General features: G+C 69.0%; 17 protein-coding genes. 9 read left to right on the forward strand and 8 right to left on the reverse strand.

Annotated elements, in window-relative coordinates:
* Window positions 1-73: 73 nt before the first annotated feature.
* The 3 genes from trpS to AB0L64_RS12950 are packed head-to-tail and all read left to right on the forward strand — an operon-like array spanning window position 74 to window position 2,751.
* Window positions 74-1,129: a tryptophan--tRNA ligase gene (gene trpS, locus AB0L64_RS12940; RefSeq protein ID WP_363710319.1), complete on the forward strand. Its 1,056-nt coding sequence runs from the start codon at window positions 74-76 to the stop codon at window positions 1,127-1,129.
* A 7-nt stretch (window positions 1,130-1,136) separates the two neighbouring features.
* Window positions 1,137-1,649 carry a 2'-5' RNA ligase family protein gene (locus tag AB0L64_RS12945; protein ID WP_363710320.1) on the forward strand — a complete coding sequence of 171 codons (513 nt, stop codon included), beginning with the start codon at window positions 1,137-1,139 and terminating at the stop codon, window positions 1,647-1,649.
* A gap of 28 nt (window positions 1,650-1,677) precedes the next feature.
* Complete coding sequence (locus AB0L64_RS12950; protein ID WP_363710321.1) at window positions 1,678-2,751, forward strand: YihY/virulence factor BrkB family protein; 1,074 nt, start codon at window positions 1,678-1,680, stop codon at window positions 2,749-2,751.
* 66 nt (window positions 2,752-2,817) lie between these two features.
* On the opposite strand, the gene AB0L64_RS12955 is transcribed toward AB0L64_RS12950, so the two are convergent.
* The 7 genes from AB0L64_RS12955 to AB0L64_RS12985 form a co-directional block, all read right to left on the reverse strand.
* Entirely contained in the window at window positions 2,818-3,960 is a 1,143-nt protein-coding gene (locus AB0L64_RS12955) for a D-alanyl-D-alanine carboxypeptidase family protein (RefSeq protein WP_363710322.1), read from the reverse strand.
* Window positions 3,961-4,030: 70 nt separating this feature from the next.
* Entirely contained in the window at window positions 4,031-4,957 is a 927-nt protein-coding gene (locus tag AB0L64_RS12960; RefSeq protein WP_363710323.1) for a zinc metalloprotease, read from the reverse strand.
* Window positions 4,958-5,080: 123 nt separating this feature from the next.
* Window positions 5,081-5,800 carry an FCD domain-containing protein gene (locus AB0L64_RS12965; RefSeq protein WP_363710324.1) on the reverse strand — a complete coding sequence of 240 codons (720 nt, stop codon included), beginning with the start codon at window positions 5,798-5,800 and terminating at the stop codon, window positions 5,081-5,083.
* A 231-nt stretch (window positions 5,801-6,031) separates the two neighbouring features.
* Window positions 6,032-6,808, reverse strand: a complete 777-nt coding sequence (locus tag AB0L64_RS12970; RefSeq protein ID WP_363710325.1) for a 3-oxoacyl-ACP reductase — start codon at window positions 6,806-6,808, stop codon at window positions 6,032-6,034.
* 1 nt (window position 6,809) lies between these two features.
* Window positions 6,810-8,156, reverse strand: coding sequence for an aldehyde dehydrogenase family protein (locus tag AB0L64_RS12975; protein ID WP_363710326.1), 1,347 nt, complete (start codon window positions 8,154-8,156; stop codon window positions 6,810-6,812).
* Window positions 8,157-8,467: 311 nt separating this feature from the next.
* A complete protein-coding gene (locus tag AB0L64_RS12980; RefSeq protein ID WP_363710327.1) occupies window positions 8,468-9,211 on the reverse strand; it encodes a gamma-glutamyl-gamma-aminobutyrate hydrolase family protein in 744 nt (247 codons plus the stop codon).
* A gap of 150 nt (window positions 9,212-9,361) precedes the next feature.
* Window positions 9,362-10,702 (reverse strand): glutamine synthetase family protein, encoded by a 1,341-nt coding sequence (locus AB0L64_RS12985; protein ID WP_363710328.1) that lies wholly within the window; start codon window positions 10,700-10,702, stop codon window positions 9,362-9,364.
* A gap of 198 nt (window positions 10,703-10,900) precedes the next feature.
* Between AB0L64_RS12985 and AB0L64_RS12990 the strand changes: the two genes are divergently transcribed.
* The 3 genes from AB0L64_RS12990 to AB0L64_RS13000 all read left to right on the forward strand — a co-directional run bounded on the left by AB0L64_RS12990 (window position 10,901) and on the right by AB0L64_RS13000 (window position 15,665).
* Complete coding sequence (locus tag AB0L64_RS12990; protein WP_363710330.1) at window positions 10,901-12,433, forward strand: amino acid permease; 1,533 nt, start codon at window positions 10,901-10,903, stop codon at window positions 12,431-12,433.
* Window positions 12,434-12,671: 238 nt separating this feature from the next.
* Window positions 12,672-15,434 carry an AAA family ATPase gene (locus tag AB0L64_RS12995; RefSeq protein ID WP_363710331.1) on the forward strand — a complete coding sequence of 921 codons (2,763 nt, stop codon included), beginning with the start codon at window positions 12,672-12,674 and terminating at the stop codon, window positions 15,432-15,434.
* Window positions 15,435-15,665 carry a hypothetical protein gene (locus AB0L64_RS13000; RefSeq protein WP_355696278.1) on the forward strand — a complete coding sequence of 77 codons (231 nt, stop codon included), beginning with the start codon at window positions 15,435-15,437 and terminating at the stop codon, window positions 15,663-15,665. It abuts the gene before it with no gap.
* On the opposite strand, the gene AB0L64_RS13005 is transcribed toward AB0L64_RS13000, so the two are convergent.
* Entirely contained in the window at window positions 15,637-16,452 is an 816-nt protein-coding gene (locus AB0L64_RS13005; RefSeq protein WP_363710332.1) for an AraC family transcriptional regulator, read from the reverse strand. The genes AB0L64_RS13000 and AB0L64_RS13005 overlap by 29 nt on opposite strands.
* A gap of 23 nt (window positions 16,453-16,475) precedes the next feature.
* Here AB0L64_RS13005 and AB0L64_RS13010 point away from each other — a divergent pair, with 23 nt between their 5' ends.
* From AB0L64_RS13010 to AB0L64_RS13020, 3 genes are all read left to right on the forward strand, one after another.
* The gene (locus AB0L64_RS13010; protein WP_363710333.1) at window positions 16,476-17,303 is read left to right on the forward strand and encodes a M55 family metallopeptidase; all 828 of its coding nucleotides are present in this window, start codon (window positions 16,476-16,478) and stop codon (window positions 17,301-17,303) included.
* Between the two features lie 39 nt (window positions 17,304-17,342).
* The gene (locus AB0L64_RS13015) at window positions 17,343-17,783 is read left to right on the forward strand and encodes a DUF488 domain-containing protein (protein ID WP_363710334.1); all 441 of its coding nucleotides are present in this window, start codon (window positions 17,343-17,345) and stop codon (window positions 17,781-17,783) included.
* A gap of 81 nt (window positions 17,784-17,864) precedes the next feature.
* Entirely contained in the window at window positions 17,865-18,287 is a 423-nt protein-coding gene (locus tag AB0L64_RS13020) for a DUF2000 domain-containing protein (RefSeq protein WP_363710335.1), read from the forward strand.
* Window positions 18,288-18,331: the final 44 nt, after the last annotated feature.

Below are 18,331 nucleotides of genomic sequence, written 5' to 3' on the forward strand. Positions count from 1 at the left end.
CATAGTCGTTGAGATATGACTGATAACCCGCCCGGGTGCAGGGTGAGTTGAGAACGCTGGCAGAATCGGTCCCATGTCCCATGCTGCGTCTGACCCCTCCGCAGCCGGTTCCCAGCGACGCCCGCGCGTGCTCTCCGGGATCCAGCCGACGGCGGACTCCTTCCACTTCGGCAACTACCTCGGCGCGTTGCGGCAGTGGGTGGCCCTGCAGGACGACCACGAGGCGTTCTACTGCGTCGTCGACCTGCACGCGATCACGGTGGAGTACGAGCCGAAGGCGCTCCGCGAGCGCACCCGCCGGTCCGCGGCGCAGCTGCTCGCCGCCGGGATCGACCCGGAGCGGTCCACCCTGTTCGTCCAGTCGCACGTGCCCGAGCACGCCCAGCTGTCCTGGGTGCTCGGCTGCCTGACCGGGTTCGGCGAGGCCAGCCGGATGACGCAGTTCAAGGACAAGTCGGCCAAGGGCGGCGCCGACCGCGCCACCGTCGGCCTGTTCACGTACCCGATCCTGCAGGCCGCGGACATCCTGATCTACCAGGCCGACCGGGTCCCGGTCGGCGAGGACCAGCGCCAGCACCTGGAGCTGACCCGCGACCTCGCGCAGCGCTTCAACCACCGGTTCGGCAAGACCTTCCGGCTGCCCGAGCCGTACATCGTCAAGGAGACCGCGAAGATCTCCGACCTGCAGGACCCGTCGGCGAAGATGAGCAAGTCGTCGTCCTCGCCGGCCGGCATCATCGACCTGCTCGACGACCCGAAGGTGAGCGCGAAGAAGATCCGGTCCGCGGTCACCGACTCCGGGCGGGACGTGATCTTCGACCCGGTCGAGAAGGCCGGGGTGGCCAACCTGCTGACGATCTACTCGGCGCTGACCGGCAAGAAGATCAGCGAGCTCGAGGACGAGTACGCCGGGCGCGGGTACGGCGACTTCAAGAAGGACCTCGCCGACGTCGTGGTCGAGTTCGTCACGCCGTTCCGGGAGAAGACGCTGACCTACCTCGACGACAAGGCGCAGCTGGACGCGATCCTGGCGGCCGGCGCCGAGCGGGCCCGGGCGGTCACCGAGCCGACGCTGGCCCGGGTCTACGACCGGCTCGGCTTCGTCCCCGGCCCGCCGCAGGGGCGGTAGGTCGCCGATGACTACGATCGGTGTCGCGATCCCGATCGCGGAGCCGTACGGCTCGGAGCTGCAGAAGCACCGGGCCGACTTCGGCGATCCGATGGCCGCGTCGATCCCGACCCACATCACGCTGCTGCCGCCGACCGAGATCGGGGCCGGCGACCTGGAGCTGATCGACGAGCACCTGCTCGCGGTCGCGGCCCGGTTCCCGCGGTTCCGGATCCGGCTGCGCGGCACGGCGACCTTCCGGCCGATCTCGCCGGTGGTGTTCGTCCCGCTGGCGGAGGGCATCTCGTCGTGCGAGGTGCTGCAGTCGCAGGTCCGCTCCGGCCCGCTGAGTGTCGACCTGAAGTTCCCGTACCACCCGCACGTCACGGTCGCGCACGACCTGGACAAGGAAGCGCTCGACCGGGCGTACGACGCCCTGTCGGAGTACGACTGCACCTTCGACGTCGAGCACTTCAGTCGCTACGAACACGGCGCCGACGGCGTGTGGCGCCCACAGCGCGAGTTCCCGCTGGCAGGCTGAGACTCGTTCATCGGGGTACAGGAGTCACATGGGCAGCATCAAGCGTGTCTGGGCGCGGTTCACGAGGTCGCAGCTGTGGCGGGCCTGGAACCGGTACGGCGCCCGGCGCGGCAACCGATTGGCCGGGGCAACGAGCTTCTTCGGGTTCCTGTCGATGTTCCCGCTGATCGTGCTGGCCGCGGCGATCATCGGGCCGCTGCTCGGCGACGACGCGATCGACGCGCTGAAGAAGGCCCTGGAGAAGAACCTGCCCGGGATCGGCGACAAGATCGACATCGACGCGCTGATCGCGCACGCCGGGACCATCGGCCTGATCTCCGCGATCGGGCTGTTGTTCACCGGTCTCGGCTGGATCGATTCGCTGCGCGCCTCGATCCGCTCGATGCACGAGCTGGACGACGAGCCGGGGAACATGGTCAAGCTGAAGGCGGTCGACCTCGGCGCCCTGATCGGGCTCGGCCTGATCGGCCTGATCGCCACCGGCGCCTCGTCGATCCTGACCGCGGTGTCGAAACGCATCGTCGACTGGGTCGACCTGGACGGCACCTGGCTGGCGGACTGGGGGCTCGGCCTGATCAGCCTGGTGATCGGGGTCGGCGCCGGCGCCGTGCTGTTCCTGTACATGCAGACGGTCCTGCCGCGGATCGTGCTGCCGCCCAAGGTGGCGCTGATCGCGGCGCTCGCCGGCGGCATCGTGTTCTACCTCGCCCAGCGGCTCGGCAACCTCTACGTGAACCACGTGATCGGCGCGAACGCGGCGTACGGCGCGGTGGCGGTGCCGCTGGCGCTGCTGGTGTGGATCTACCTGATGACCCGCGCGATCATGCTGATTGCCGCGTGGACGAAGGAAGCCACCCTCGACGCCCGTGCCGCGGAAGAGAAGGCGGAGGGGCAGTCGGAAGCGGAGTCGGAGCAGGAGCCGCAGGCCGTCGAGCCCGAACCCCTGCTTCCCGGTCCGCCCGGCAAGCGCTACAAGGTCGTGCCGGTCCCGCAACGCAAGGCGGACACGGTCGCCGTCGCCGCAGGAACGGTCCTCGGCGTCACTGTCACCACCCTGGCGCTCCAAGGCCTCCGGGCGGTCCGCTCCATCCGCCGCTCCTGAAAGGCGCTCGACACCTCGTCCGCTGGCCGAGGTGAAGTCGTTCCCGCGGAGGAACCTCGCGTTGACCTACACGCGGGCGCGGTGACGGCGGCGGCGGAGCGTCCGCGGGCGGCGGAGGAAGAGGCCGAGCAGGAGGACAGGCGGCGCGGCGTACGCCCAGTCGGGGACGCGGAAGGCGAGTGACTTGACCGCCTGGCCCGGGTTCAGCGCGGTGCGGGCCTGCGGTGCGCCCGTCGTCGTACCCTGCTTGGTCGTGGAGGGCTTGCCCTGCGTCTGGGTCTTGGGCGGCGCGGCGGCGGGCTTGACCAGCGTGCCGACCGGCTTGAGCTTGCCGTAGTTCGTGAACGTCCAGGTCAGCAGGTTGCTGGCGTCCTCGGTGATGCCGTGCGGCGCGTTCATCAGCGTCACCACGAGCGTGTGCCCGTTGCGCCGGGCGGCGCCGACGAACGTGTTCCGGGCCAGCGTGGTGTAGCCGGTCTTCACGCCGAGCGCGCCGTCGTAGTTGAACAGCAGCTTGTTCTGGTTCGCGACCTGGTAGGTGCCCTTGTTCCCGGCGTTCGGGAAGTTCGTGTACTTCGTCGACGCGTACTTCGCGAAGTCCGTGCGCTCGAGCCCCGCCTGGGCGAACAGGGCCAGGTCGTAGGCGCTGGAGTACTGCCCGTCGGCGTCGAGGCCGGTCGGGTCGGTGACATGGGTGTCGAGTGCGCCGAGATCCTTGGCCTTCGCGTTCATCCGCTGGATGGTCGCCGGTACGCCGCCCTGGTCGTGGGCGCACAGCGCGTGCACGGCGTCGTTCCCGGAGGCCAGGAACATGCCCTGGAAGAGCAGGTCGACGGTGTAGTGCAGGCCCGGGTACACCCCGACCTTGCTGCCGATGATGCCGGCGTCGGCGTCCGACCCGACGACCGGATCGGTCTTCTTCAGCCGGGGCAGCAGGACCAGAGCGGTGAGCGTCTTGAGGGTGCTGGCCGGGCGGAGCTTCGCGTGCGGGGCCTTGGCGGCGAGCACCTGCCCGGTGTCCAGGTCGGCCACGACGTACGCCGACGCCTGCACGGCCGGCGGTGCCGCCCCGTTGGCGACGACCGTCGGCTTCGCCGTCAGCAGCTCGCCGCCGACCGGGCCTTGTGGGCCCGAATCGGCGGCGGTCGCTGTCAGAGGTCCGGCGACCACCAGTGCGGTGGTCGCGCAGGCCGTCAGAAGCAAACGCATCGGCGGCACTCTAGTTGGCCGACGGTGCAGATGTCACAGTCGGGTCTCATGCCCTGAATCAGGCACAGCGTCAGGCTCGGTACGCGGTCCACATGTCGCTGATCCGGGTCGACTGCCCCGGGGTGAACTGGTTGTAGCAGGAATCGTAGGAGTAGTCCATGTAGTTGTGGATCGGGTCCAGACCGGGCAGCGAGCAGGAGTCCCGGCCCTCCGGGCAGCCGCTGGACGAGCTGCTCTGCGCGGGCGTGTCGGCCACCGAGTCGTTCGTGCTCGTGCAGCCGCCCTGGAACGTGTGATACAGCCCGAACCAGTGACCGGCCTCGTGGGTCGCGGTCTTGCCGTCGTTGTAGTTGGTCGCCGAGCCGCCGGGCAGGGAGCTGTACTGCACCCGGATACCGTCGATCGACGGGTTGCTCGCGTAGTCCCACGGGAAGGTCGCGATCCCGAGGTACGAGAAGTCGACGAGCCAGATGTTCAGGGCGTTCTTGCCGCCCTGGCGCGTCTGGGAGCGGTACGAGGTGCTCTGCCGATCCTTGTGCCACTGGTCGTTGTAGTACCGGTTGACGCCGGCCAGCGTGAACGTGAAGCCGGTGTTCGCGGCCTGCGAGGACTCCTGACCTGCGAAGTCCTGGTTCAGCTCGGCGATCTGCTGGGTGATCTGGGTCGAGGTGACGTCACCGGCGCCGGACTTGCTCAGCATCACGTGGATGTACACCGGGACACTGGCCGACGCCAACGTGCCGACACGCGCTTTCTTGGCCTTCAAGATCTCCGCGGTCCGGGCGTCGATGGCCTTCTGCTCGGCCGCCGACAACTCCCGGTGGTCGGCCCCGAAGCCACCACGCGCGGCGGGACCTTCCTCGGGCGTGAAGCAGGCCGGCCCGGTCTGGTCGACGGGCGCCTTGGCGGTCGCCTGTCCACCGAGCGGACTGAACGCGAGCGCCGTACCGGCCAGAAGCACGGCCAGGGCGCGGGGACGGGTAACGAAAGATCGCATAGCGGTCCTCCACGAATCGGGCCGCTTTGGGCGGTGCGGCCGAATCCGGCGATTTTCCCCACCAACCCGCGAGGTGCCAACCCATTCCCTGACCAACCGGTGCCACGGCACCACCGCGCCGGGTCAGCCCAGGAAGGCTCGGAGGAGGGCCTCGGTGCCGGCCAGGTGCTCCTGCATGGCCGTGCGGGCGGTTGGGGGGTCTTGGGCGAGGATCGCGGTCACGATGGCTTGGTGCTGGTCGTTCGAGTGTTGGAGGTTGGGTTCCAGGAGGGGGATGGCGTCCAGGAGTTCGTTGAGGCGCATGCGGACGTCGGCCATGGCTGAGGTCAGAGACGGGGAGCCCGTGACCTCGGCGATGGCCAGGTGGAGGCGGGAGTCGAGGCGGCGGTAGTCGGTGAGGGTGGCGGCGTTGGTGTCGGCCAGGCAGCGTTGCAGGTGGTCGCGTTCGGCTTCGGTGAGGTCGCGGGTGGCGGCTGCTTCTGCGGCGCCGGTCTCCAGGACCTGGCGGAGCGTGAGTGCGTCGTCCAGGCCGGCGGCCAGGTCGCGGGCGAGGCGTTTGGCCGACGTACGGCGGGGCTTCGGGAGGTGCTCGTTGACGAACGTGCCGCCGTATCGGCCGCGGCGGGACTCTACGTAACCGGCGTCGGTGAGGGCGTGGATGGCCTCGCGGAGGGTGACGCGGCTGACGTTCAGGCGGGCGGCGAGCTCACGCTCGGGCGGCAGGCGGTCGCCGGGCACGACGACGCCGAGCTTGATTGCCTGCAGCAACCGCTCGACCGTCTCCTCGAACGGGTTCCCGGCCCGCACGGGCCGGAACACCGCATCATCCGCCTGAACGACCATGCCCCCAGCCTACGGCCGAGGCTGGTATGAGCTGGGACCCTTCAGCGACGCGGGATGGACGGCGGGCGGGCTGAACCGGCTGCGAGTTTGAGGGGTTCACCTCTGAGTTTGTCCCTTCGCCACCTGGATACGGCGGGGTGAAGGGGCAAGCCAGCAGGTGAACCCCTCAAATGACGTCCGCCGGTGCGGGCCAGTGCAGGGCTGTTCCGTCCCGCCGTACATGGCTCGGGGTTAGACCGGGGTTACATAGGCGCCGGAGATGCCGCCGTCTACCAGGAAGGTGTTGGCGGTGATGAAGGATGAGTCGTCGCTGGCCAGGAAGGCTACGGCGGCGGCGATTTCTGCTGGTTCGCCGAAGCGGCCCATGGGGACGTGGATCAGGCGGCGTTGGGCTCGTTCGGGGTCTTTGGCGAAGAGTTCGGTGAGGAGGGGGGTGTTGACGGGGCCTGGGCAGAGGGCGTTGACGCGGATGCCCTGGCGGGCGAATTCGACACCCAGTTCGCGGCTCATGGCCAGGACGCCGCCCTTGGAGGCGGAGTAGGAGATCTGAGAGGTTGCTGCGCCCATTACGGCTACGAAGGATGCGGTGTTGATGATGGAGCCGCGGCCTTGTTGCTGCATGTAGGGGATTGCGGCCTTGCAGCAGAGGTAGACAGACGTGAGGTTGACCTCTTGGACCTTGCGCCAGGCTTCCAGGCCGGTGTCCAGGATGGATGCGTCGTCGGGTGGGGAGATGCCGGCGTTGTTGAAGGCGATGTCGACGCTGCCGTAGGTGTCGAAGGCCTGTTTGAAGAGGTTGTCGACCGCGGCTGGGTCGGTGACGTCGGTCGGTACGAACAGGCCGCCTACCTCGTCGGCCGCGTCCTTGCCCGCGGCTGGGTCGAGGTCGCCGATCACGACGTGGGCGCCCTCGGCGGCGAGTCGGCGTACCGTAGCCAGGCCGATGCCGCTCGCGCCGCCGGTGACAACGGCGACGCGGCCCTCGAGCCGGTGTGCCTTGACGTCCATATCAGTCCTCCGTGCTGATGAAGATGTTCTTGGTCTCGGTGAACGCGGCGAGCGCGTCCGGGCCGAGTTCCCGGCCGAGGCCGGACTGCTTGTAACCGCCGAACGGGGTCGAGTAGCGGACCGACGAGTTCGAGTTGATCGACAGGTTCCCGGCCTCGACACCGCGCCCCACCCGCAGCGCGCGGCCGACGTCGCGGGTCCAGATCGAACCGGACAGCCCGTACTCGCTGTCGTTCGCGATCCGCAGCGCGTCGGCCTCGTCCTCGAACGGAACGACCGCTACCACCGGCCCGAAGATCTCCTCCCGCAGAGCTCGGTCAGGCGCCGGCGCGAGCACGGTCGGCGGGAACCAGAATCCTGGCCCGCTCGGCGCAGTACCTTGAAAAGCCGGGTTCTCGACGTACGACGCGACCTGCTCGAGCTGTGCGGCGGAGATCAGCGGGCCCATCTCGGTCGCCGGATCGCTCGGGTCGCCGACCTTGAAGTTCTTGACGGCCGGTTCGAGCAGCTCCAGGAACTCGTCGTACGCCGAGCGCTCGACGAGAATCCGGGACCGCGCGCAGCAGTCCTGGCCCGCGTTGTCGAACACGCCGTACGGGGCCTGTGCTGCCGCCTTCTTCAGGTCCGCGTCGGCGAAGACGATGTTCGCGGACTTGCCGCCCAGCTCGAGTGTCAGGCGCTTCACCTGGTCTGCGCAGCCGGCCATGATCTGTTTGCCGACCTTGGTGGAGCCGGTGAAGACGATTTTCCGGACGGCGGAATGCGTGACGAAGCGGTTTCCGACAACGGTTCCCTTACCGGGCACGACTTCGAGTACGCCGGGCGGCAGACCCGCTTCGAGAGCCAGTTCGCCGAGGCGGATCGCGGTGAGCGGGGTGAGTTCGGCAGGCTTCAGGACGACGGTGTTTCCGGCCGCCAGCGCGGGGGCGAAGCCCCAGCCCGCGATCGGCATCGGAAAGTTCCACGGAACGATCACGCCGATCACGCCGAGCGGTTCCTGGAATGTCACATCGATGCCGCCAGCAACCGGAATCTGCTTTCCGAAAAGGCGTTCCGGGGCGGCCGAGTAGTACGTGAGCACGTCGCGGACGTTTCCGGCTTCCCAGCGGGCGTTTCCGATCGTGTGCCCGGCGTTCTCGACCTCCAACGCGGCCAGGTTCTCCAGGTCGGCGTCGACCGCGTCGGCGAACCGCCGCAGCAGCCGGCCGCGATCCGCCGGTGTCACGTTCCGCCAGGTCTCGAAGGCGCGAGCGGCGCGCTCGATGGCCGTATCCGCCTCGGTCTCGGAAGCGAGAGAGATCGTCCGGATCACCTTCTCGGTGGCCGGATTGATCACGTCATACGTCATGAGGCCTCCCGGCCTGGACTGGGGATTGGTGGGAGCGAAGCGAGCGGACGGACAACCCGGCAGCCCCGGGCCGAGGGTCGCGGGGTTCCAGCCCGAGGGAGGCCCCGGCCCGTTCGGTGGCGTTGTCATGGACACGGTTGGGCGGGAGCCCCATGACCCGGCGTGTCATGAGGTGCTCCTGATCGGGGCGGTGAACAGCCGCTGGTCTGGTGGTCGTTGGGGGTTCGGCCTGAGGGAGGGCCTGACCTGCGTGGTGGCGTTGTCGTGGACTTGGTTCGGGGTGAGGTCCACGGCCCGCTGGCTGGCGCGGGTCATGAGGCGCTCCTTACCAGGGCGGTGAACAGCCGCAGGTCTTCGGGGTTCTCCTCGGGGTGCCACTGGACGCCGAGGGCGAAGTCGTGGCCTTCCACCTCGGCCGCCTCGACGGTGCCGTCGTCGGCGCGGGCGGTGATCTTCAGGCCCGGGGCGATGACGTCGAGGGCCTGGTGGTGGTAGCAGCTGCCGTCGGCGCGCTCGCCGAGGATCTGTGCGGTCAGGGTGCCGGGCTCGATCTTCACCTCGGTGGTGCCGAAGACGGCGGGGGACGGGCGGTGCTCGTCGTGCGCGACGACATCGGGTAGGTGCTGGTGCAGCGTGCCGCCGAGCGTCACGTTCAGCATCTGCAGGCCGCGGCAGATGGCGAGAAGCGGGAGGTCGCGGTCCAGCGCGGCCCGGATCAGGACCGCTTCGTGGTCGTCGCGGCCGGGGCGGGTGTCGACGGTTTCCGGATGCGGGGCCGCGCGGTACGAGCCCGGGTCGACGTCGCACCCGCCGGCAACGACCAGTCCGTCGAGGACCTCGAGGACGGACGGATCGGTCCCGACCGGCGGTAGTAGCAGCGGCACCCCTCCGGCCGCGACCACCGCCTCCAGGTACACCCGCGGTACCAGGGCAGCCTCCCGCTGCCAGATACCCCAGGTCGCCGGTTCGAGGTACGTCGTGATGCCGATGCGCGGCGTGCGACGTACCTGCGAACGGCTCGGCGGGCGTCCCGCCGAATCCCCGTTCACCGGCACCGCCCAAGCCCACAGCAGGGGTTAACCCCTGCTGTTGGGGGTTCTTCGCTGGTGTACGAGGGGAGAACCCCCAACGGCAGGGGATAACCCCTCGACCACAGCGCCGCCCCAGCTGAGCCTATGGATCGGTCGGCCCGTGCGTCTGCGGCCTCAGAGGCGTTCGAAGCCACGGGTTCGCTCCCAGTCGGTGACGGTGGCGTCGTAAGCGGCCAGTTCGACGCGGGCGGCGTTGGTGTAGTGGTCGACCATTTCGTCGCCGAAGGCGGTGCGGGCGAGTTTCGAGCCGGTGAAGAGGGCGGCGGCTTCGCGGAGGGTGGCTGGGACGTGTTCCTTGTCGGCGGACTCGTAGGCGTTGCCCTCCAGGAGCGGCTCGAGTTCCAGTTCCTGCTCGATGCCGTGCAGGCCGGAGGCGATGATCGCGGCGACGGCGAGGTACGGGTTCACGTCGCCGCCGGGCAGGCGGTTCTCGACCCGCAAGGAATCGCCGTGACCGACCACGCGCAGCGAGCAGGTGCGGTTGTCGAGGCCCCACGCGACGGCCGTCGGTGCGAAGCTGCCGTGGACGAAACGCTTGTAGGAGTTGATGTTCGGCGCGAGCAGGTACGTGAACTCGGACAGACAGGCGAGCTGGCCGGCGATGAAATGCTCCATCAACCGCGAGAAGCCATGAGAACCGTCGCCCGCGAGCACCGGCGAGCCGTCGTCACCGCGGAAGCTCAGGTGAATGTGGCACGAGTTGCCCTCGCGTTCGTCGTACTTCGCCATGAACGTGAGGCTCTTACCGTGCTTGGCCGCGATCTCTTTGGCGCCGGTCTTGTAGATCGAGTGGTTGTCGCAGGTCACCAGCGCCTCGTCGTACCGGAAAGCGATTTCGTGCTGGCCGAGGTTGCACTCGCCCTTCGCGGACTCGACATAGAGACCGGCGCCGGTCATCCCGTTGCGGATGTCGCGCAGCAGCGGCTCGATCCGGGACGTGCCGACGAGCGAGTAGTCGACGTTGTACTGGTTGGCCGGCGTGAGGTCGCGATACCGCTTGTTCCACGCGGTTTCGTAGGTGTCGTCGAAGACGATGAACTCGAGCTCGGTCCCGACGTACGCCTTCAGTCCGCGCTCGGACAACCGGTCGAGTTGCGCGCGCAGTACCTGTCGCGGCGACGCGACCACCGGCGTACCGTCCAGCCACTGCACGTCGCAGAGCACCAGCGCGGTCCCCTCCAGCCACGGCACCAGGCGGAGCGTGTCGAGATCCGGCGCCATCACCATGTCGCCGTACCCGCGTTCCCAGGAGGACATCGCGTACCCGTCCACCGTGTTCATGTCGACGTCGACGGCGAGCAGGTAGTTGCACCCCTCGGTGCCGTGCTTGAGCACCTCCTCCAGGAAATACCGTGCACCGCAACGCTTTCCTTGAAGGCGCCCCTGCATGTCCGTGATCGCCACCAGCACCGTGTCGACCTCACCGGCGTCGACCAGTCTCCGCAAATCCTCCACACCCAGCACGGCACGCTCCCGGAGTCTATTGGTCTGTCCCTGAACCATTGACTCAGTCCGGCCGGGCGATGTCAATGCGGCCGTGGCATGCGGGCCGTGGCAATGCGGGCCGTTTCCCTTGACACGTCCGGAACCCGGTGCCTCAATGAGCTAAAGGTCTGGGGGGAGACCATTGAGCCGCAGTGCTGAGGAGGCCCAGTGAGCAACGACCGCACCGACTCCGCCCCGATGACCGACGACGAGAAACGCCTGCATCAGTTGGGATACGCGCAGGAACTGTCCCGGACGATGTCCGGCTTCTCGAACTTCGCGGTGTCCTTCACGATCATCTCGATCCTGTCCGGCTGCCTGACCCTGTACGGGTTCGGGATGAACACCGGCGGCCCGGTGATGATCGTCTGGGGCTGGCCGATCGTCGGCCTGATGACGCTGTTCGTGGGCCTCGCGATGGCGGAGGTCTGCTCGAGCTACCCGACCGCCGGCGGCCTGTACTACTGGGCCGCGAAACTCGCCCCGTCGAACGGCGCCGCCTGGTCCTGGTTCACCGGGTGGTTCAACTTCCTCGGCCAGGTCGCGGTGACGGCCGGCATCGACTTCGGCGCGGCGTTCTTCCTGAACGCGTTCCTCGACCTGCAGTTCGGTTTCAGCGCGACACCCGGTCACACCATCTTGCTGTTCGGGATCATCCTGCTGGTGCACGCGCTGCTGAACTCGCTCGGCGTGAAGCTGGTCGCCAAACTCAACGACATCAGCGTCTGGTGGCACATCCTCGGCGTGCTCTTCATCGTGGGCGCGCTCGTGTTCGTACCGGACAAGCACCAGTCGGCGTCGTTCGTGTTCGGCCACTTCGTCAACAACACCGGCTGGGGGTCCACCTTCTACGTCGCACTGCTCGGCCTGCTGCTGGCGCAGTACACCTTCACCGGGTACGACGCTTCCGCGCACATGACCGAGGAGACGCACGATGCCGCCCGCTCGGGCCCGCGCGGGATCGTGATGTCGATCCTGGTGTCGCTGGCCGCCGGGTGGGTGCTGCTGATCGGGCTGACGTTCGCGATCCAGAGCTACGACGGCGCGCTCAGCGGCGACACCGGCGTACCGCCGGCGCAAATCTTCATCGACGCGGTCGGCATGGTCACCGGGAAGATCCTGCTGCTGGTCGTGATCGGCGCCCAGCTGTTCTGCGGCATGTCGTCGGTGACGGCGAACTCGCGGATGATCTACGCGTTCTCCCGCGACGGCGCGCTGCCCGGATCGAAGTTCTGGCACAAGATCAACCACCGCACCCGGACACCCACGAACGCGATCTGGCTGGCCGCGGGCGGGGCATTCGTCCTCGGCCTGCCGTACCTGTGGAACGCGACCGCGTACGCCGCCGTCACGTCGATCGCGGTCATCGGCCTCTACATCGCCTACGTCCTGCCCACTTTGCTGCGGCTGCTGCAGGGTGACCGCTTCCAGCCGGGCCCGTGGAACCTCGGCCGCTGGAGCCGCCCGATCGGCATCGTCGCGATCGTCTGGGTCGCGTTCATCACGATCCTGTTCATGCTGCCGCAGGTCAGCCCGGTCACCGGTAGCACGTTCAACTACACGCCGGTCGCGGTCCTGGTCGTGCTCGGCTTCGCGGCGGCGTACTGGTTCCTGTCCGCGCGCCGCTGGTTCACCGGCCCCAAGGTCCAGGGCACCGAGGAGGAACTCGCCGCGATCGAGCGCGACCTCGAATCCATCTGACGTCCACGCTCTTTGGGCACCCGTCAACCGTTCTCGCAGGGGTGAAACGGTTGGTGGGTGCCCAAAGTCGTCGAAAGACCATCCGGTGCCCCGGCACGATCGTGCCGTGCTGACTGCTCGGAACCAGACAGGAATGGGTGTCAGGATGGTGGCCAGCACATTTCCTCATGTGACACTCGCCGTGTCGAACACCGATCGACTGTGATAATCGGCGAAGGTAATCCTTCGAGGAGTTGTATTGACTGACGACGAGCTGGTCGGGCGAGCGGGACTGGTCGAGCGTGCCACCAAGCAGCTCGAGACCAGCGGCAGTGTGCTGCTCTACGGCCCGACCGGTATCGGCAAGTCGGCCCTCGCCCGGACACTGGTTGCGGAGCGTGTTCGTCAGGGCTGCCGGATTCTCAGCGCGGCACCGTCCAACGCCGAGGCCGGCCTGCCGTACGTCACGCTCCTCGACTTGCTCTCCCACCAGCTCGATTTCGCCTGGCAGGTGCTTCCCGACCACCTCCGGCAGCCGCTCGAGGTGGCGCTGCTGAAGGCGAGCGCGCCGGACACGGTCCGTGACGAGCTGGCCGTTCGGCTCGCCGTATTGCACGTTCTCCGCCGGCTCGCCACGACCGGCCCGGTGCTGATTGTCGTCGACGACATCCAGTGGGTGGACCCGTCCAGCCTCGAGGTACTGACGTTCTGCGCGCGCCGGCTGACCGAGGGGGTGCACCTGCTCGCCACCGAGCAGGTCGCCGACGGGGACCTGCCGGTGATGGCCGACGCGTGCCCGGAGCCCGTTCTCCAGCTCGAGGTCCCGCCGCTCACCGAGCCCGACGTCCTCGGCCTGCTCCGGCAGCGGCTGTCCAGCCCGCTCCCGGTCCGTACGGCCCGGCGGATCTTCACCGCGAGCGCCGGCAACCCGTTCATGGCCCTGGAGCTCGGGCGTGCCGTACTGCGGCATCCGAAGAGCGTCTCGCCCAACGACCCGCTGCCGGTGTCCAGCCGCCTGAAGACCCTGCTCGGGGAGCGTCTGGCCACGCTGTCCACCGGCACTCACGAGGTGCTCCTGCACGCCGCGTCGTCCCCGCGCCCGACCACGACGCAGCTCGCCGCGTCGCTCGGCCGCCCGATCGACGCGGACCTGGCCGAGGCGGAGACCCTCGGCCTGATCGACATCTCCGCCGAGCGACTCCGGTTCACCCATCCGCTGCTCCGCGAGTTCGTGTACGCCGAGGCCACGTCGGCCGCCCGCCGCCAGGCCCACGCCCAACTCGCCGCCGCGGTGGACGAACCGGTCGAGAACGCGACCCACCGCGCCCTCGCCACCCAGGAGGCCGACGCGGCGCTGGCCGCGGCCATCGAGGAAGCCGCCACCGTCGCCGCCGGACGAGGTGCGCCCGGTGCAGCCGCGACCTTGTGGCGCCTGAGCGCGGACCGTACGCCGTGCACGCAGCCGGACGAGCGCGCCCGGCGGCTCACCCGCGCGGCCGACGACGCGGCCGCTGCGGGTCACCTGGCGGAGTCGGCCGATATGGCGCGTCTCGCCGTACAGACCGCAACCCTGCCGGCGACCAAGGTGCCGGCGCTGCTGCTCTGCGCGGACGCCGTCTGGCCGGAGCGGGACCGCCGGGTCGAGCTGCTCGCGCAGGCCTTCGAGGCGGCCGCGGGGGACCAGCGGCTCGAGGCGCGGGTGCGGATCGAGCGCAGCCACAGCCACTACTTCGACCGCAGCCTCGACGATGCGCAGGAGGACGCCCGGATCGCCGAGGCGCTGGCGCGCGAAGCCGGTGACACGGAGGCGGTCGTCGACGCGCTGAGCGCCGCCAGTTCGGTGCTGATCGCCCGCGACGCCGAGCAGTCCGCGGACGCCGTACTTCTGCAGGCCGCCGAGCTCGCCAAGGGCCTGCCGCTCACCAAGGCCACGGTGAACGCGCGCCAGATGGCCGCGATGCAGGAGCTGTTCCGCGGCCGGACCGCCGAGGCGATCACCGGTATCACCGCGCTGGCCGACGAGGTCCGCGACCACGGCGCGATGCGCTGGCTGGCGTCGGTCCTGATCTCGGCGACGGCGATCTACGAGCGCAGCGGCCGGGGCGCGGACGCGCTCGCCGCCGGGCACGAGTGCTACCAGCTGATGCGCGACATCGGCGACGAGGCCGAGGTCGGTCTGATCATCGCCAGCCGCGCGGAGTGGGCGGGCGGTACGGCGGCCATGGGCCGCGAGCTCGCCGACGCCGCGCTGGACGAGGTCCGCCGGATCGGGAACGACGAGTGGACCGGCCCCGCGCTGGCCAGTCTCGGGATGCTCGGTGTGTTGACGGGCGACCCGCAGCGGGCCGTGGAGGCGTTCGACGCGATCGCGGAGTCAGGGGAGGCGGCGATGCCGTGGGACCCCGCGGTCATCCCGTGGCACGCGGACTACGCCGAGGCCCTGGTCGCCGCCGGCCGGCTGGACGACGCGGCGACGCTGATCGCCGAGATCCGCACCCGCGCCGAGAACCTGGACCGCGGCGTCGTCAAGCTCGGCCTGGATCGCGCCGAGGCGCTGCTGATCGCCAAGCAGGGCGACCCGGCCGCGGCGCTGGAGCTGCTGGACAAGGCCGTCGGTACGGCGGGAGACCGGGTCTACCCGCTCGATCTCGCGCGCTGCGAGCTGACCCGCGGCCGGATCGCGCGGCAGGCCCGGCGACGCTCGGTGGCGCGCACCGCGTTCCTGGACGCGATCGAGCAGTTCGAGGCGTACGGCGCACCCGCCTGGCGCGAGGTCGCCGAGACCGAGCTCGCGCGCCTCGACGTACCGAGCCGGAGCCGGCAGCCGTCGGAGCTGACCGACAACGAGCAGCAGATCGTCTCGATGGTCCGCGACGGCTCCACGAACCGGGAGATCGCCGCGGCGTTGTACCTGTCGGTGAAGGCGGTCGAGTCGCAGCTGACCCGCCTGTACCGCCGCTTCGGCGTGGCCAACCGGACCCAGCTGCTCCGGATGGTCGACCGCCCGAGTCAGAATGGCTGAGTGAAACTCGAACGGAAACACGCCGTCGTCCTGCTCGCGATCGCGGCCTGGAACGTCATCACCTATGTGCGCTTCATCAAGGCGCTCGTCGACACCGAGGACCGCCCGACCGGGTACTACGTCGCGCACACGATCCTGATCGTCGTGAACCTGCTGATCGCGGCGCTGCTGGGCACTTGGGGTGTCCGCGCCTACAAGGCGGCTAAGGCCCCGCAAAGCTCGTCGGTGTGACCCCGAGCACCTTCTTGAAGTGCCGGTTCAGGTGTGACTGGTCGTAGAAGCCGGCCAACGTCGCCACCTCGGCTGCCGGGCGCCCGTCCAGCAGGTACCGCCGCGCGAGGTCGACCCGCCGCCCGGTCAGGTACCGGTGCGGCGGCATCCCGAACTCCCGGCTGAACGCCCGCACCAGGTGCGCCGGGTGCGCATGCACGATCCGGGCGGCATCCTCCAACGTGAGGCCGTCCGCGACATGGGCGTCCAGCAGGTCCCGCAGCCGGCCCGCCACACCGGCGTCCCGCAGCCGCCTGGCGACGTCGACGCTGCCGCCCGGCTCTCCGACCTGGCGCGTGAGGTGCTGCTGGATGCGCTCCTCGATCAACGTCAGCCGGCTCTGGGCCTCCAGGTCCTCGCGTCCGTCACTGAGCACGCGGTGCAATTGGTGGATCCGGTGCCGCAGCAGCGCGTCGACGTACTCGGGCTGGTCGACCGCCGCACCGATCAGGTCGGGGCCGCCGAGCCGGTCCGGCGCCAGGTACAGAACACGTTTTCGGAAACCGCCCGGAAACACCGAGCGCCCGTCGTGCGGAACGTGCGGCGGCAACAGCGAGACCTGTGCCTGCGCGAGCCCGTGCTCATGCCGATCGAGGTCGTACCGGACGGCGCCCTCGTCGACGATCAGCACCGTCCACGCGTCGTGCGTGTGGCTCGGGTACGCGTGCGACGGGAAATGGGCGTGCAGGACCTCGACGACGCCGGGCAAACCGGGCCGCCACGCCCGGACCTCGGCGCGACCGCTCATAGTCAGAACATACGCTGCTGCGTGTGAAGGTCTATCTGAGTGCGGACATGGAAGGCATCACCGGAGTCGTCGACGCGGAGGACGTCCAGCCGCCGGGCCGCGACTACGAGCGCGCCCGGGTGCTGATGACGGAGGACGTGAACGCCGCGGTCCGCGGTGCGTACGCCGCCGGCGCGACCGAAGTACTGGTCAACGACGCGCACGGCCCGATGCGCAACCTGCTGCCCGACCTCCTCGACCCGCGTGCCCGCCTGATCAAGGGCCGCCCGAAGCCGATGGGCATGATGGAGGGCCTGACCCCGGAGTACGACGCGGCGCTCTGCGTCGGGTACCACGCCCGCGCAGGCGTCCTGGGCGTGCTCAGCCACAGCTTCATGGGCCACGAGATCGAGGACATCTGGCTCGACGACGAGGTCACCGGCGAGATCGGCCTGTTCCACGCGGCCGCCGCGGCGTACGGCGTACCGGTCGCCCTCCTGACCGGCGACGACACCGCCTGCGACGAGATGAAGGCGTGGGACCCCGCGGTGGCGACCGTCTCGGTCAAGTTCGCCAAGGACCGCTTCGCCGCCCAACTGGTCCCGGTCGCCGAGTCCCGCGAGGCGATCGAGTCCACTACCGCCGACGCCCTGGCCAACCTCTCCCACCCCGCCCGCCCGACCGGTCCCCGGACGATGGCCGTCCGCTGGCAGTCCGCCTCGGTAACCTCCCACCTCACCGCCATCCCCGGCGTCACCCGGCGCGACGACCGCACCGTGACCGTCGAGGCCGACATGCTCCAGCTCTACCGCCTCTTCAACCTGTTCCTCCGCGTCTGCACAGCAGTCACGTCGAACCCGCCGTACTGCTGAGGCGGCTCGGAGATTCGGCCGAGGGGCAGGATCCGAAGCGTGGGTCGATCAGTGATCCTGTCCGTCGGGTACGAGGGGCGCAGCCAACAGAACCTCCTGGACGTGCTCAGAAGCCACGGGACGACCGTGGTCGTCGACGTACGCTTGAACCCGATCAGTCGCAAGCCGGGGTTGAGCAAGACCCGCCTCGCGGCGGCTTTGGCGGAGGCCGGGATCGAGTATCGCCACCTGAAGGCGCTTGGCAATCCGCGGGAGAATCGGAGCCCGTTCCACGAGGGAAGGGTCGCCGAAGGCTGCGAGGCGTTCCGGAAGTTGCTGGCCGCGCCGGAGGCGGAATCCGCGCTCCAGCAGATCGTCGACGAGAGCCGCACCACGACGCTGGCAGTGCTCTGCTTCGAGAAGGACCACGACCGCTGCCATCGCCAGGTGATCGTCGACGAGGTCACCAAGCGTGAGCGGCGAGACATCACCTACGCCTAGGACCGTGAACAGTTCCAGGCCACTCGCGGATGCATAGAACGTACAAGTCCGGTGCCGGGTTCGTCGGCGACGATCGGTGCTGTGACTGAGCCGATCAAGTTCGATACGAAGATTGCCGTGTTGTTGCGGGACGACCTGGCTGTTTGGCAGCGGTTGAATGTGACCGCCTTCCTGGTGAGTGGGATCGCCGGGACGCATCCCGAGGTCGTCGGCGAGCCTTACGTGGACGCGGACGAGGTGCGGTACCTGCCGATGTTTCGGCAGCCGGTGATGGTGTTCGAGGGGTCCAAGGAGTTCATGGCGACGGCGCACGAGCGTGCGCTCGGGCGGGGGATCGAGCACTCGGTGTTCACCCAGGACCTGTTTGCGACCGGCAACGACCAGGACAACCGCGCCGCCGTGCGGGCGGTCCGGACCGCCGAGCTCGACCTGGTCGGGATCGCGTTCTACGGCCCGCGGAACGCTGTCGACAAGACCTTGAAGGGCGCCGCGAAGCACCACTGAGCAGGCACCCGTTCGAGAGGTTCACCACTCACGTTGCCCCTTCG

It is taken from the genome of Kribbella sp. NPDC051936, assembly GCF_040680955.1.
Lineage (GTDB): Bacteria > Actinomycetota > Actinomycetes > Propionibacteriales > Kribbellaceae > Kribbella.

What these genes read in the sequence shown, in the direction of transcription:
- trpS (WP_363710319.1), top strand. Translation starts at nt 74, where the DNA reads ATGTCCCATGCTGCGTCTGACCCCTCCGCAGCCGGTTCCCAGCGACGC.
- AB0L64_RS12945 (WP_363710320.1), top strand. Translation starts at nt 1,137, where the DNA reads ATGACTACGATCGGTGTCGCGATCCCGATCGCGGAGCCGTACGGCTCG.
- AB0L64_RS12950 (WP_363710321.1), top strand. Translation starts at nt 1,678, where the DNA reads ATGGGCAGCATCAAGCGTGTCTGGGCGCGGTTCACGAGGTCGCAGCTG.
- AB0L64_RS12955 (WP_363710322.1), bottom strand. Translation starts at nt 3,960, where the DNA reads ATGCGTTTGCTTCTGACGGCCTGCGCGACCACCGCACTGGTGGTCGCC.
- AB0L64_RS12960 (WP_363710323.1), bottom strand. Translation starts at nt 4,957, where the DNA reads ATGCGATCTTTCGTTACCCGTCCCCGCGCCCTGGCCGTGCTTCTGGCC.
- AB0L64_RS12965 (WP_363710324.1), bottom strand. Translation starts at nt 5,800, where the DNA reads ATGGTCGTTCAGGCGGATGATGCGGTGTTCCGGCCCGTGCGGGCCGGG.
- AB0L64_RS12970 (WP_363710325.1), bottom strand. Translation starts at nt 6,808, where the DNA reads ATGGACGTCAAGGCACACCGGCTCGAGGGCCGCGTCGCCGTTGTCACC.
- AB0L64_RS12975 (WP_363710326.1), bottom strand. Translation starts at nt 8,156, where the DNA reads ATGACGTATGACGTGATCAATCCGGCCACCGAGAAGGTGATCCGGACG.
- AB0L64_RS13005 (WP_363710332.1), bottom strand. Translation starts at nt 16,452, where the DNA reads ATGAGCGGTCGCGCCGAGGTCCGGGCGTGGCGGCCCGGTTTGCCCGGC.